Below are 13,664 nucleotides of genomic sequence, written 5' to 3' on the forward strand. Positions count from 1 at the left end.
ACTTCGAATGTGTGTCTGAAACAGGATGGGGCAGGCCCCGATCCCGATGCTATTTCTTTTTGTTAAACGCACGGGCCAATGCCTGTGCCATGGCGCTGGCAGCGTTGCTGACAGGCCGATCCGCCTTTTCAACCCGCACCCTTGCCGCACCCGACATTTCACCGTCATCTGCCTCAGGCGCCTCTGGCAAAGGATCAACCTTGTTCTTTTTCGGTGCCGGTTGCTTTGGCTTGGGCGGTGACACGATATGAGACACCTTGCTCATAAAGCCACCGTCATCACCCTTGACCAAACGCGGGAATTCCAACGCGATCCCATCCAAAAGCGCCATCAACCAGCCTGATTGTTCCGCCTTGGCGAAATCGCCCAGCACATGACCATGCACGCGGGCCTTGTCACCGGGATGACCAATGCCAAGCCGCACACGCCGGTATTCCTTGCCGCAATGGGCATCAATTGATCGCAATCCGTTATGCCCGCCATGGCCGCCGCCGCGTTTAACGCGCAGCTTGCCCGGTGGAAGATCCAGCTCGTCATGCAGGACAATAACGTCTTCGATCGGAATTTTGTAAAAGCGCAGCACGTCGCCAACACTTTGACCGGAATTGTTCATAAAGGTTTCGGGTTTTAACACCAGAACCTTTTGTCCGTTCAATTCGCCTTCGGCCAATTGCCCCTGATATTTCTTGCGCCAGGGACCAAAAGAATAACGGCGGACGAGTTCGTCCGCCGCCATAAAGCCGATATTGTGACGATTGGCGGCATATCCCGATCCCGGGTTTCCCAATCCAACCACCAGTAACATCGTAAGTCCTCGATCTTATTCTTCGGTCGCTGCTGCTTCTTCTTCGTCGTCGCCTTCGGCATTTTCTTCCGATTTAAGCGCAGACGGAGCAGCAACAGTCGCAACCGTGAAGTCACGGTCGGTAATGGTGAGTTCGACACCTTTCGGCAATTTAATCGCCGAAATATGAATCGAGTCGCCAACTTCGACACCAGTCAGATCAAAGACGAGTTCTTCAGGAATGGCACTCGGTGCGCATTCAACTTCAACATCGTGACGAACGATGTTCAGAACGCCGCCTTTTTTCAGACCCGGGGATTTCTCTTCATTAATGAAGCGAACCGGGACTTCAACGGTCATGGTCTGACCTTTTGCGAAACGCAGGAAGTCGACATGAAGCGGCACATCGGTCACTTTGTCGAACTGAACGTCGCGCGGCAGGACTTCATAGGTTTCTTTGCCAATCTGAACGTTCAGAATATGCGAGAAGAAACCAGGTTTATGCAGAAGCTTGTTGAGCGGACGCGGGTCCATCTGAAACATAACAGGTTCCTGTTTTGCTCCATAGATGACACCAGGGACCATACCGGCACGACGCACGGCACGGGCGGCCCCCTTTCCGGCCCGTTCACGGATTTCCGCAGTGATAACAGTGTTTGCCATCGGAAACTTTCCTTGAACTAAAAATATATTGCCAACATGGGCCGGTGCGAAACACCGGTAAAAACCCACGAAAGCAAACGCGCTGGCCTCCAGGGGTGCCAGCGCAGCAGCGCCTTATACCCTCAATCGAAAAGAACGGAAACAGATTTTTCTTCCGAAATTCGACGAATGGCTTCGGCCATCAAAGGAGCAATCGGAAGCTGGCGGATTTTAGAACATCCACGAACGGCTTCTGATGCCTTGATACTGTCAGTGGTAACAACTTCGGTCATCGGCGAATTTGCAATGCGGTCAACGGCCGGGCCCGAAAGAACACCATGGCTGACATAGGCTGCAACCGATGCCGCCCCGCGTTCCGTCAACGCGGTTGCCGCGTTGCAAAGCGTACCGGCGGAATCAACGATATCATCGACCAGAATGCAAGCCGCATCCTTAACATCACCGATAACATGCATGACTTCGGAAACGCCAGCCTGCGGGCGACGTTTGTCGATGATTGCCAGTTCCGCATCCAGACGTTTTGCAACCGAACGTGCACGGGCGACACCGCCAACATCCGGGCTGACGATGACCAGTTTCTGGCCTTCGAACTTGTTGCGGATATCGCTGGTCAGCACCGGGGATGCAAACAGGTTATCAAGCGGAATATCAAAGAAGCCCTGAATCTGACCGGCATGAAGGTCCATGGTCAGAACGCGATCAGCACCGGCAACCGTGATCAGGTTGGCAACCAGCTTGGCCGAAATCGGGGTACGGGGGCCTGATTTGCGGTCCTGACGGGCATAACCGAAATACGGCAGCACAGCCGTAATACGGCGCGCCGAACCACGACGCAGCGCATCAAGAACCACCAGAAGCTCCATCAGATGGTCATTGGCGGGATAAGAGGTGCTCTGAATGACAAAAACGTCCTCACCGCGGACGTTTTCCTGAATTTCACACCAAATTTCCTGATCGGAGAAGCGCTTAAGATCTGCACGGGTCAACGGCAAATTCAAATGATCAGCAATGGCCTCAGACAACGGGCGGTTGCTGTTACAAGCGAGGATCTTCATGGCGGGGGCCTCGATTAATGGGTGCCGGGAAAGCGAATAATCTAATGTCCTGCGCGGCACAGGCCGGTTGCAAGCTTACCCGTCACAAGTCCCATCACGCCTTTTACCGTTGCGGCGACCCAACAATCAGGCGTTTCCGCCCTGCCGGTCCAACGGTACATCTACGACACTCAAAGACCCATAATCGGCAAGCCCACATATCAGTGAACCGCGGGCGTGTTATAACCAGCCGTTAACAGTCTGTAAATGGGTCGGGTGGCGAATAACAACAAGGCAGTTATGCAGAACGGCGCAATACCGCGCAATCTGCAAATCTTTACCGTGTGGAAACTGTCTTTTTATCGGCTTTAAGCATCATGCCCTTTTTGCGCGCCACCTGATTAAGCGCCCCTTCAAGGGCATCAACAGCGGCCTGTGCCGCAATGGATGCAACAGCCCCCCACCGCTCATCAAGCCGCCCGCGCGGGACAACATTATTCTGGGCCATCTGGCCAAGTTCCGTCCCGTCCGGGTCCATGATCACCCAATCGATCAAAACCTGATCAAGCGGACTGGTGGTTTTGCGCGTTACCGGCTTCACCTCGATGGTCGCCGACAGGATAATGGATCGATCATCAATCTCATTGTCAACTTCGATGCCCTTGGCCCGCAAAAGGGCACCTGCGGACCGGGCCAATGCCACATTGCCATCACCGGGGGCACCGGCAAAATCAATCAGCGCAATCTTGACCACCGGGGCCGCCGCCAAATCGCTTCGGTCGCCTGAAATCAGAAACGCAATCCGGCTTGCCGGGTCACGCACCAATTCATCATAGGCAAGCTGGGTCGGGTCAATTCTTTGCCCCTGAAGGGTACGAATTTTTTCAACCAATTCCTGGGGAACGGCCAAATCGCTTTCTTCGGGGCCACCGGGATCTTGGGCAAACCACTGGCTTGCCTGTAATTCACCGGCCCCGCGTGCGGTATCAATCGCCAGTCCATCCGGATTCATCAGAACCCAGGTCACATCAATAAAGGCCGCGTCCCCATCCGCCAGACGGGATTGAACATTGGGCCGCAATATAAAGTCGCCACCAAGCTTGCTGTCGCTATAGGCCGGGATGTCATGGGCACGCAATGCACGCGCCATCGCACGTGCCAGATGAACCGACGCCCCATCAGGAAGGTCTTCACCGATTTCCACCCGAACCGTATTGGCATCACGCAGTTCCAGCAATGCCGGGTCGCCTTCGCGCCCTGCCCCTTCGAACGGACGTGGCAAATCACCACACCCCGCAAGCGGGGCGACAATCAAAATGAAAAGCAAAAAGGACCGGATCGGCGAAATCATCTGTTTATTGTCACCTTGGCGTCACCGCATCACATCAAGACACAACCAACCATGGCTGCGATGATTATAAAAAAGAACAACATGATCATATGGGGCATGATTTGGTTCCTTATCCCCCGGCCAACATGATGGCCGATAATTGCCGACCATAATCCGGTTCTTTGCGCAAGGTCGTGCGACGATAGCTGTAAAACAGGTCTTCCTCGGCCAAGGTATCACGCGCCACCAATTCAACCTCGGCAATTTCGGTCGCCATCGTCCGGCGCCGCACATATTCCGGCAAATCAAACATGAAATGCCCCGCCCGTACCGACGGATCAAATAAATCGTCATCACCCGACGGGCCAGACAGGATCGTATCGCGAAAACCACCATCAACTTCATAAGACGGGCGCGCAATACACGGCCCAACGGCGGCGGTTATATCCCCCCGCGATGCGCCCAATTTTTCCATCGCCGCAACCGTCGCCTCGGAAATCCCGGCGAACGACCCGCGCCACCCCGAATGGCACGCCCCGATCACCCCGGCCTTGGCGTCATGAAACAAAACCGGCGTACAATCAGCGGTCAAAATGCCCAGCATAATATCCGGGCGATCCGTCACCATGGCATCCGCCTTGGGGGCGTCGGATCGATCCAGCGGATGATCAAGCACCGCCACATCAATCCCGTGCACCTGATAAACCGTCGTCAGGCGTTCTTGCGTCGTGCCAAAAACCCGCGCCGCCCGGGCGCGATTTTCCGAAACACGATCCCGGCTGTCATCCGAGCCAAAGCCAACGTTAAGCCCGCCATGAATACCATCGCTAATGCCGCCCTTGCGGGTCAAAAAACCATGACGCAATCCTTCGCGCGCTTGCATGGATTTGGCTTCCAGCCACATCAGGCCATTGGCTTTGCGTTCAATTCCACGGGTCGTCTGACGGGTCATCGAAAGCTCCGTTATCCTTCGGCACCGCTGACACAGGGCGGCGGTGCGGTATCGCGACCGTATCCGATCAGCACTTTAAAAAGTGTTCCCATCTGATCGGCTTCGATCAAACGGGCCAATGCCGTATCAATTAATTTTGCCTGTTCCGCATCTGCGGTTTCTTTCAAAAGCTCGGCCCGCTGTTCAATACCCAACATCCTAAGGAACGTTCCTTGGGTCAAAACCGCCCCAACCCGACCATCGGCTTCAAGAATCGTACGACCAATGGCGGCAAAATCAACATGGGCAGTCACATCGGCATCACCGGGCTGATCAAGAACCGAATGGAATTTATGATCCTTTAAGGCCTGCAACGTATCGCCAAAGGCACTATGGGGATGACCATAATCAATAAATAATGCCGCCCCGCCAACCGCATTCAGACGGCGCGCCACCTGATCGGCAATCGCGATCGCAAGCGCACAGCTTTCAAAAATATCACCGGGTTTTGCCGTCCCGCGCAAGGTGGCCGGGATCAGCGCATCAGTCACCGGCGTTTCCTGCCCGCGCACAAACCCAAGTGCGCCGGTCCCGGCATCAACACCAATCAACCGTTCGGCCCAGCCATGGTCGCCGCGTTCGAACTGACGGATCGGAAGGGCGTCAAAAAACTCATTGCCGATCACGATCATCGGCGCATTGCCGCGTGATGGAATATCGTCAAACGCCTCGTGCCAGGTTGCCGGGATGCCATAGGGCATAATCGCCGTTTGCTGATGGCTGCGCAAAACCGGGCTGGTTTCAACAAATCGCACCGTCAGAGCATCGGAAAAACCCGGCACATTGCGCACGGCACGCAACGCATCGGCCATCAAGGTGCCGCGCCCCGGCCCAAGTTCGACCAGATCAATCTTGCGCGGACTGCCCATCTGTTGCCAGCTTACCGCCGCCCAAAGACCGATCAATTCGCCAAACATCTGACTGATTTCTGGCGCCGTGATGAAATCACCATCGCGTCCAAACGGGTCCTGTTTGCGGTAATAACCAAATTCAGGGTGGGCAAGCGCATCATTCATGAAATCGGCAATGGTGATCGGCCCGGAAAGCGCGATCCGCCGTTTCAAATGGTCCAGTAACGGGGTTTCAGACGTCTCGGTCACGCGGTCTGCTCTTCTTTTGGAAGTTGGCGTGTTTTGATCGGATCGGTTTTCAAGGCATAGAAAATACACCCAAGTCCGACCAGCACCATTGGGATCGACAACAATTGCCCCATGGTCGCACCAAATGTCAGGAAACCAAGCTGGGCATCGGGTTGGCGGAAAAACTCGACAATGATGCGCGAAATGCCGTAACCGGCCACAAATGTGCCGCCCATAATTCCCGGACGATGACGAACAAATGGGCTTCGCGCCAAAATGAACAACACAACAAACAGGATCGCGCCTTCAAGCGCGGCTTCGTAAAGCTGGCTGGGATGGCGCGGTTCCGGCCCGCCATTGGGAAAGACCATGCCCCACGGGGCATCGGTGGCCCGGCCAAACAATTCGCCATTGATGAAATTGGCAATCCGGCCAAAAAACAGCCCGATCGGCGCGGCAACGGCGGCGGCATCCAGCACGGCCAAAATCGAAATGCCACGTTTGCGCGCAAACAAAATGATCGCAATGATGACCCCCATGAACCCGCCATGGAACGCCATACCACCTTGCCAGACCTTTAAGATATTGGCCGGGTTCGCAAGGTAATAATCCAGATTGTAAAACAGGATATACCCCGTTCGCCCGCCAAGAATGACGCCAAGTGTCGCCCAGAACAGCAGATCATCAATGTCACGTTTGCTCATGATGTTGGGCGTTTTCGAACAATAATGAACGACATACCGCCACCCCAACAGCAATCCCGCGATATAGGCAAGTGCGTACCAGCGGATCGCAATCGGGCCAATTGCAATGGCAATCGGGTCAATCGCCGGAAAGGCAAGACTAAGCATCAGGGGGAACTCCGTGGCGTATGTCGTTTCATAAACGGCTGGGATGTATCGACTGGTCGCAAAGGATCAGGGCAGGAACATGGCAAACCACCCCCGCCCGTTTCCAGATTAGCGGATTAACGGAATGGATCTTCGGTTGCGAGGTAATCCTGAATATATTGCCGCACACCTTCTTCAAGCGGCGTCATATCCGCGTCGTATCCTGCGGCGCGTAACTTGGCCATATTGGCCTCGGTGAAATACTGATATTTATCGCGGATGCTTTCAGGTGTTGGCACGAACTTGATATCGGGTTCCTTGCCAAGGGCGGCAAAGACTGACAATGCCAAATCCTTGAAACTGCGCGCCTTGCCAGTGCCGATGTTAAACAGGTCGCTGACCTGTGGATTGTCATACAGCCACATGATGATATTCACCACGTCGCCGACCCAGACAAAATCACGCAACTGGCCGCCATCCTCGTAATCGGGATGATGCGATTTAAACAGGGTTGCGGTTTCCCCGGCGGACAGTTTGTCAAACATCTGCGACACAACCGACCGCATACCATCCTTGTGATATTCGTTCGGGCCGTAAACGTTAAAGAACTTTAATCCGGCCCATTGTTTCGGACGGAACCCGTTTTGGTCCAAAACCGTTCTGAACCGGCGATCTGTTGCATGCTTGGACCAGCCATAGGCGTTAAGCGGCGCCAGCTTTGCCAAATTGGCTTGATCGAAACTGTCGTCAAAGCCCTGCTTGCCATCGCCATAGGTCGCCGCCGACGAGGCATAGACCAAGCGCGCCGAATGACGCGAACACCATTCCCAAAGCCAGGTCGTCAGTTTGTAGTTGTTCTGGACGATCTTGTCGGCATCGCGTTCGGTGGTGGCGGAAATAGCGCCCATATGGAAGATCACATCAACATCGCCGCCATGATCTTCCAAGAATTTTGGCAAATCATCGGGATGGACGATATCGCGCAGATTGCGTTTGGCGATGTTTTTCCATTTGATCCCGTCGCGCAGGCGATCAACAACCACAATGTCGGTTTCGCCACGTTCTTCAAGGGCGGCCACAATATTGGAACCAATAAATCCGGCGCCACCGGTTACGATCAGCATTGCATTCTCCTGGCGGCACTCTGGCCTTGTTAAAGACTTCCGGGCCGTATGGGGCATCAATTATAAAAGCAGACCACTTTATAGGCCCGCCCCCGATCCGGGGCAAGAAAAGCTGTCGGTTTTTCAATGATTGCCGCCAGTGCGATGATCACCTTGCCTTAAGGGGCGTATCCCCCATATTATGCGCAAGTTTTACGAATATGCCGTCGCAAATCATGCGGCCCGACAGCCGGAGACAAAGATGCAGATCAATAACCGTATTCTTGACGACCTTACCCGTGTCACCAATTCCGCATTGGGCACCATGACCGGCATGAAGGGCGAGATCGACGCACTTGTCCGCCAGCAGTTCGAACGCATTCTGGCTGGCATGGATTTGGTCAGCCGCGAAGAATTCGATGTTGTTCACGATGTCGCCATCCGCGCGGCCGAACGCATTGATGCGCTTGAAGCCAAGATCACCGAACTTGAAGGCCGTCTGGCCGTTGCCGACAAGGCAGCCCCGAAACCTGCGGCCAAACGTGCCAGTGCCAAACCAGCGGCAAAAAAAGACGCATAATCGGGAAGCCATCCCCACATAAAGGCAAGAACTCCGTTCACAACAGGGCCGCTGAAAGGCCGGTCAGGAACAGCCGTTTGCCGATCACATGAAATTCATGACTGTCGCGCGTCGCGGGATGGTTGAAACGTGGCGGGCACCGGCATATAGTGCGCGCCCTTTCGCATATGCAGAGACTGGCAAATTTATATGAATGACCAAATGGAAGATATCGGCGACTTTGGCGACGAAAACCCGTTGCTGCTTGTCGAAGATATCGCCCGAACCAATGACTGGCATCTGGAACGTCGCAGCGAAGATGAAATCGTTGTCGAAATTCCGGCCCATTGGTGCACATATCTGGTCTATTTCACCTGGCGCGAAGACGCGGAAGCGCTTCATATTGCCTGCTGCTTTGATCTGTTCGTGCCCGAACCGTTGCGCCCGCGTGTCTATGAACTGGTGGCAAAGTGCAACGAACAGCTTTGGCTGGGCCATTTCGGATTATGGCTTGATGAAAACATGCCGCTGTTTCGCCATACGCTTTTATTTGCCGGTGATGTACCGCCGATGGTCGAACAGTTCGAAGAACTGATTGATATCGCCATTTCCGAATGCGAACGTTTTTTCCCGGCTTTCAATTTTGTTCTGGGTCAGGGCAAAACCCCGGACGAAGCCTTGGCCCATTCGATGCTGGAACCTGTCGGCCAAGCCTAGATCAGACACCTGCCAAGACGCATTCCAACAGGGTCGGCCATTGCGCCGACCCTGTTGCATTATAGGCCATGCGCATTCCCGATCCGGCCAAATGAACCCGAAAATTCACCTGCAATCTGACAGTTCCCTGTGACACCTGGTGAATTTTTCCCATCCCCTTGCCGCCCTGATCAACTTGACCCACCTTCAGAACATCGCTACGGCATTGCATTATATCTGCTGATCCGCACATGATCAGCAGCACAGGATGGAACAAGCGGAGCAGATTTTATGAATACGCGTCTATTGCTGATCGGTTGTGGCAAAATGGGCAGCGCCATGCTTGAAGGCTGGCTGGCCAAGGGGCTGAATGCCGATAATGTCTATATCGTCGAACAGGCCGAAGCCGCCGACAAGCTATCGACCCGTTATGGTATTCATGGCGTCACCGATGTTCGCGAAGTGCCACAGGATTTCATCCCGCAGGTCGTTCTGTTCGCGGTTAAACCGCAAATCCTGCCCGAAGTCATCGAAAACTATAAACCGCTGGTTCGCGCCGAAACGGTATTTTTATCTGTGGCAGCGGGCAAAACCATCACCTTCTTTACCAGCCATCTGGGCGAAGCCACCCGGATTGTCCGCGCCATGCCCAATACCCCGGCGGCGGTTTCACGCGGCATGACGGTCATGTATCCGACCGACAATGTCAGTCAGGCCCAGCGCGATATGTGCGAAACCCTGCTTGCTACGGTTGGCCTGGTATCCTGGGTCGATGATGAAACCCTGATGGATGCGGTGACCGCCCTGTCGGGCAGCGGTCCGGCCTATATCTTTCATCTGGTCGAAGCCATGGCACAGGCCGGTGAAGCCGCGGGACTTCCAAGCGAACAGGCCATGCTTTTGGCGCGCCAAACCGTCGTCGGCGCCGGTTTCCTGCTTGACGCCAGCGACGAAACCGCCGCAACCCTGCGCGAAAACGTCACAAGTCCGGGGGGCACCACGGCCGCCGCATTGAATGTCCTGATGGATCAGACAAACGGCCTGCCCGAACTGATGACCCGCGCGGTCGAAGCCGCCCGAAAACGATCGGTCGAACTGGCCGGCTGATCGCACCATTTTACATCCATGATGATAGAGGTCCCCATGCCCGCAACCAAAGACCCGCAAACCAAACTGATCGATGCCGCGATGGAATTGGCAGCATCGGGGCGCTGGCATGACGTCACCATGATCGATATCGCCACCGCGGCGAATACTGATATCGCCATTGCCTTTGATCATTTCAAAAGCAAGGCCGATATCCTGCGGCAATTCGTCCGCAAGATTGATCGCCTTGTTCTGGCAGATCTGGACCCGGCCGAATTCAACGAGCCGGGGCATGATCGCCTGATTGCGGTGATGATGGCCCGCTTTGATGCGCTGGCCCCGTATCGACCGGCGCTAAAATCAATCATCGCTGACCATGGCGACCTTGGCCCGGCCGATGCCCTGCGGGCGATCAAAACCCATTTCGGATCGATGCGCTGGATGCTCGATGCCGCGGGTTTCACCACCGGCGGATTGCACGGCAGCCTGCGCATAGCGGGTCTGGGGACGATATATGCCCGCGGCTTTTTGCAATGGCTCGATGATGAAACCACCGATTTCGGTCCGACCATGGCGGCCCTTGATCGCGCCTTGGCACGGGGGAGCAACTGGGACAAACGAATCCACACCGGGATATTACGGTTCAACAATCTTCGCGGAAAAGTTCAGAGCAAATGCTCGGGACTTGCACAAAAATATCGCCCGACCACACATACAGAAACGGCACCAGACAGCACCAAAAACCCCGATATATCCAGTTAATATATTGATATAAAACATTAATTACATCTATAACCCAAGGTTACAGAAAGACATAAAACATTAACTAAAAAGTTTTGTGCAGTGCAAAATAATTCTTGACGAAAGCCGACCATTCCTTCATATTGCAGTTGAATTTGTGCGGCGCACAATAGCGCCTCATTCCACACCTGTTGCAAATTGTTGATGGAGCGCACACCATGACCGCTGCTAAAAAGGCTACCAACCCATTCTTCGACATGGACTTCACGAAATTCACGAGCGACTTCAAAGTCCCGGGTATTGACATGAACGAAATGATGGCATTTCAGCGTAAAAACGTTGAAGCCCTGACCAAAGCTAACAAGGTTGCCTTTGACGGTTTCCAGGCTGTTGCTCAGCGTCAGAGCGAAATTTTCAAAACGCTGCTGGATAAAGTACAAACCCAGGGCAAAGATTTCGCTGCTACTCCTGCTGACAACCCGATGGCTGCTGCTGCAAAGCAGACCGAAGTGGCTAAAGCCGCTTACGAAGAAGCCCTCGCTACCGCCAAGGAACTGTCGGGTCTGGTAAGCAAGTCTCAGGAAGAAGCGATTGCTCTTCTGCAGACCCGCTTTACCGAATCGCTTGACGAACTTAAAGGGGCGATCGAAAAGACCGCCGCTGCGAAATAATCTAGCTGATAACTTCCCGTTATCGACTTTACGGCAGGACCTTCTGGTCCTGCCGTTTTTATTTGGGTTTTGCCCAAACTCCTGAATTGATTTACCGCACCGATTGCCCCCTTACCTGCCTGTCCTGATGGCGCTAATCTGCACTTAACATTGCAGGAGGCACTTTCATGAGCGAGATCAGTTTTGATGATTTTCTAAAAGTCGACATCCGGGTCGGCACGGTCATCGATGCACAGGAATTCCCCGAAGCCCGGCGTCCGGCCCTGAAAATCTGGGTCGATTTTGGCCCCGAGATCGGGACAAAGAAAACATCTGCCCAGATCACCAAATATTACACCCCCGAAAGCCTGATCGGACGTCAGGTGGCAGGCGTGGTTAATTTCCCCAAAAAGCAGGTCGGCCCGTTTATGTCCGAATTCCTCTGCCTTGGCTTCCCGGATGGCGAAGACGACAAAGGCATCGTTCTGATACGCCCGGAACGTGACGTTCCCAATGGCGAACGCCTGTTTTAAATCCACAAACAAAAAAGCCGATAAGAGCACACCACCAACGCGGCATGCCCTTATCGGCCGTAAGTCAGACTTATAAACTAGCGTGCCAGAACCGATGCGGCTTCGCGTGTGCGCATCACACTTGATGACACCAGCGCGGTCGAATTCTTAATCTCGGACAATGTGGCAGAAAAACTTTCCACCGCCGTCGCCATATTTTGCATATTGCCCGACACCTCGTTGGTCACAGCACTCTGTTCTTCCACCGCTGACGAAATCGTCGTCACATTATCAAGAACCAGCTCGACATCACTTCGTATCCCGCTAAGCACACCGGAAACCTCGGTTGAGATCGCTTGAATGCCGGTGATCTGACCCGAAATTTCCTCGGTCGCACGTGCCGCCTGATTTGCCAGATTTTTGACCTCGTTGGCGACAACGGCAAATCCTTTGCCTGCCTCGCCGGCACGGGCCGATTCAATCGTCGCATTCAGCGCCAACAGGTTAATCTGGCTCGCAATATTCTGGATCACCTCGACAATCCCGCCGACTGAAGCCACGACATCGGACATTTTTCCGGTCGTTACCCCGGCTTCCACCGTTCGATCAAACATCTGGGTTGTGGTTTGGCGTGCCGTATCCATGCTTCTGGAAATTTCACCAATCGACGCTGCCAACTCTTCAGCGCCTGCGGCAACCGCCTGAACCGAGGCCGATGTCTGTTCAGATGCCGTAACGGCAACAATCGAACGCCCGTCAAGATCATTCAAACTTGAATCAATCTCGGCAAAATTGGTGTCGATCATCGATTTAAGCTCAACCAGCAAATTGACCTGCTCGGTGATATCGGTGGCGAATTTCACAACCTTATAAGGCTTGCCATTGGCATCCATGATCGGGTTATAGGATGCTTCGATCCAGACGACCTTGCCCCCCTTGCCCAACCGCCTGAATTGCTGGGCAACGAACTGCCCTTCGGCCAGTTTTTTCCAAAAATCGGCATATTCGGCACTGTTTGCATAATCCCGGTCGACAAAAATGCGATGCTGCTTGCCTTTGATTTCGTCAAACGAATAGCCCATCACCGACAGGAAATTTTCGTTTGCTTCCGTGATTTCACCCGTAAGGGTAAATTCGATCACCGCCTGACTGCGCCCGATGGCATCAACCTTGCCCTCAAGATCCGCCATCTTTTCCTGGCGGGCCGTTATATCAGATGCAAACTTGACGATTTTGATCACCTTACCGGATTTATCAACAACCGGGTTATAGGTCGCTTCGATCCAGATCTGTTTGCCGCTTTTGGTCATCCGCGGAAACGCCGCACTTTTAAAATTCCCGGACCGCAGGTCTTTCCAAAAGACATCATAATCAGGTTTCTCGCGGATTTCTCTGGGAACAAGCATGCGATGATGCTGACCAACAAGCTCTTCCAAAGAATATTCCAAAGCGCCCAGAAAGTTCTTATTCGCATTTAGAATTGTGCCATCGGGCTTGAATTCAATAACAGCCAGAGAGCGATCAAGGGCTTCAAGTACCGCTTGGGCATAGACCCCATCACGCGCATTGGAAAACATACTAAGCAACTTCATGGTGTTATCCTCTG

The 13,664-nt window shown here is 53.9% G+C and carries 15 protein-coding genes; 6 read left to right on the forward strand and 9 right to left on the reverse strand.

Annotated elements, in window-relative coordinates; translation table 11 throughout:
• Positions 1–49: 49 nt before the first annotated feature.
• The 8 genes from pth to rfaD form a co-directional block, all read right to left on the reverse strand.
• A complete protein-coding gene (pth, locus tag TALK_RS15645) occupies positions 50–805 on the reverse strand; it encodes an aminoacyl-tRNA hydrolase (RefSeq protein WP_085620086.1) in 756 nt (251 codons plus the stop codon).
• Between the two features lie 15 nt (positions 806–820).
• Positions 821–1,447, reverse strand: a complete 627-nt coding sequence (locus TALK_RS15650) for a 50S ribosomal protein L25/general stress protein Ctc (RefSeq protein ID WP_085620087.1) — start codon at positions 1,445–1,447, stop codon at positions 821–823.
• Between the two features lie 122 nt (positions 1,448–1,569).
• Complete coding sequence (locus tag TALK_RS15655) at positions 1,570–2,502, reverse strand: ribose-phosphate pyrophosphokinase (protein ID WP_085620088.1); 933 nt, start codon at positions 2,500–2,502, stop codon at positions 1,570–1,572.
• A gap of 316 nt (positions 2,503–2,818) precedes the next feature.
• Positions 2,819–3,832 (reverse strand): hypothetical protein, encoded by a 1,014-nt coding sequence (locus TALK_RS15660; protein ID WP_085620089.1) that lies wholly within the window; start codon positions 3,830–3,832, stop codon positions 2,819–2,821.
• A 109-nt stretch (positions 3,833–3,941) separates the two neighbouring features.
• Positions 3,942–4,763 (reverse strand): peptidoglycan editing factor PgeF, encoded by an 822-nt coding sequence (gene pgeF / locus TALK_RS15665; RefSeq protein WP_085620090.1) that lies wholly within the window; start codon positions 4,761–4,763, stop codon positions 3,942–3,944.
• Between the two features lie 11 nt (positions 4,764–4,774).
• A complete protein-coding gene (locus TALK_RS15670) occupies positions 4,775–5,902 on the reverse strand; it encodes a class I SAM-dependent methyltransferase (protein WP_085620091.1) in 1,128 nt (375 codons plus the stop codon).
• The gene (lgt, locus tag TALK_RS15675) at positions 5,899–6,732 is read right to left on the reverse strand and encodes a prolipoprotein diacylglyceryl transferase (protein WP_085620092.1); all 834 of its coding nucleotides are present in this window, start codon (positions 6,730–6,732) and stop codon (positions 5,899–5,901) included. Before lgt ends, TALK_RS15670 begins: the two co-directional genes overlap by 4 nt.
• Positions 6,733–6,848: 116 nt before the next feature.
• The gene (rfaD, locus tag TALK_RS15680) at positions 6,849–7,835 is read right to left on the reverse strand and encodes an ADP-glyceromanno-heptose 6-epimerase (RefSeq protein WP_085620093.1); all 987 of its coding nucleotides are present in this window, start codon (positions 7,833–7,835) and stop codon (positions 6,849–6,851) included.
• A 241-nt stretch (positions 7,836–8,076) separates the two neighbouring features.
• Between rfaD and TALK_RS15685 the strand changes: the two genes are divergently transcribed.
• The 6 genes from TALK_RS15685 to TALK_RS15715 all read left to right on the forward strand — a co-directional run bounded on the left by TALK_RS15685 (position 8,077) and on the right by TALK_RS15715 (position 12,079).
• A complete protein-coding gene (locus TALK_RS15685; RefSeq protein WP_085620185.1) occupies positions 8,077–8,394 on the forward strand; it encodes an accessory factor UbiK family protein in 318 nt (105 codons plus the stop codon).
• 189 nt (positions 8,395–8,583) lie between these two features.
• Positions 8,584–9,090: a type III secretion system chaperone family protein gene (locus TALK_RS15690; protein WP_085620094.1), complete on the forward strand. Its 507-nt coding sequence runs from the start codon at positions 8,584–8,586 to the stop codon at positions 9,088–9,090.
• Between the two features lie 270 nt (positions 9,091–9,360).
• Positions 9,361–10,176, forward strand: a complete 816-nt coding sequence (proC, locus tag TALK_RS15700) for a pyrroline-5-carboxylate reductase (protein ID WP_085620096.1) — start codon at positions 9,361–9,363, stop codon at positions 10,174–10,176.
• 36 nt (positions 10,177–10,212) lie between these two features.
• Positions 10,213–10,917 (forward strand): TetR/AcrR family transcriptional regulator, encoded by a 705-nt coding sequence (locus TALK_RS15705; protein ID WP_085620097.1) that lies wholly within the window; start codon positions 10,213–10,215, stop codon positions 10,915–10,917.
• 197 nt (positions 10,918–11,114) lie between these two features.
• Positions 11,115–11,567 carry a phasin family protein gene (locus tag TALK_RS15710; protein WP_085620098.1) on the forward strand — a complete coding sequence of 151 codons (453 nt, stop codon included), beginning with the start codon at positions 11,115–11,117 and terminating at the stop codon, positions 11,565–11,567.
• A gap of 167 nt (positions 11,568–11,734) precedes the next feature.
• Positions 11,735–12,079, forward strand: a complete 345-nt coding sequence (locus tag TALK_RS15715; protein WP_085620099.1) for a tRNA-binding protein — start codon at positions 11,735–11,737, stop codon at positions 12,077–12,079.
• Positions 12,080–12,156: 77 nt separating this feature from the next.
• Here the strand turns inward: TALK_RS15715 and TALK_RS15720 are convergent, their stop codons facing one another.
• The gene (locus TALK_RS15720) at positions 12,157–13,650 is read right to left on the reverse strand and encodes a methyl-accepting chemotaxis protein (RefSeq protein ID WP_085620100.1); all 1,494 of its coding nucleotides are present in this window, start codon (positions 13,648–13,650) and stop codon (positions 12,157–12,159) included.
• Positions 13,651–13,664: the final 14 nt, after the last annotated feature.

Source organism: Thalassospira alkalitolerans (assembly GCF_002115745.1).
Classification (GTDB): Bacteria; Pseudomonadota; Alphaproteobacteria; order Rhodospirillales; family Thalassospiraceae; genus Thalassospira; species Thalassospira alkalitolerans.

Coding starts and splice junctions, on each gene's coding strand:
- rfaD (WP_085620093.1), bottom strand. CDS start 7,835: ATGCTGATCGTAACCGGTGGCGCCGGATTTATTGGTTCCAATATTGTG.
- TALK_RS15715 (WP_085620099.1), top strand. CDS start 11,735: ATGAGCGAGATCAGTTTTGATGATTTTCTAAAAGTCGACATCCGGGTC.
- TALK_RS15710 (WP_085620098.1), top strand. CDS start 11,115: ATGACCGCTGCTAAAAAGGCTACCAACCCATTCTTCGACATGGACTTC.
- TALK_RS15690 (WP_085620094.1), top strand. CDS start 8,584: ATGAATGACCAAATGGAAGATATCGGCGACTTTGGCGACGAAAACCCG.
- TALK_RS15685 (WP_085620185.1), top strand. CDS start 8,077: ATGCAGATCAATAACCGTATTCTTGACGACCTTACCCGTGTCACCAAT.
- lgt (WP_085620092.1), bottom strand. CDS start 6,732: ATGCTTAGTCTTGCCTTTCCGGCGATTGACCCGATTGCCATTGCAATT.
- TALK_RS15705 (WP_085620097.1), top strand. CDS start 10,213: ATGCCCGCAACCAAAGACCCGCAAACCAAACTGATCGATGCCGCGATG.
- pgeF (WP_085620090.1), bottom strand. CDS start 4,763: ATGACCCGTCAGACGACCCGTGGAATTGAACGCAAAGCCAATGGCCTG.
- TALK_RS15655 (WP_085620088.1), bottom strand. CDS start 2,502: ATGAAGATCCTCGCTTGTAACAGCAACCGCCCGTTGTCTGAGGCCATT.
- TALK_RS15660 (WP_085620089.1), bottom strand. CDS start 3,832: ATGATTTCGCCGATCCGGTCCTTTTTGCTTTTCATTTTGATTGTCGCC.
- TALK_RS15650 (WP_085620087.1), bottom strand. CDS start 1,447: ATGGCAAACACTGTTATCACTGCGGAAATCCGTGAACGGGCCGGAAAG.
- TALK_RS15720 (WP_085620100.1), bottom strand. CDS start 13,650: ATGAAGTTGCTTAGTATGTTTTCCAATGCGCGTGATGGGGTCTATGCC.
- proC (WP_085620096.1), top strand. CDS start 9,361: ATGAATACGCGTCTATTGCTGATCGGTTGTGGCAAAATGGGCAGCGCC.
- pth (WP_085620086.1), bottom strand. CDS start 805: ATGTTACTGGTGGTTGGATTGGGAAACCCGGGATCGGGATATGCCGCC.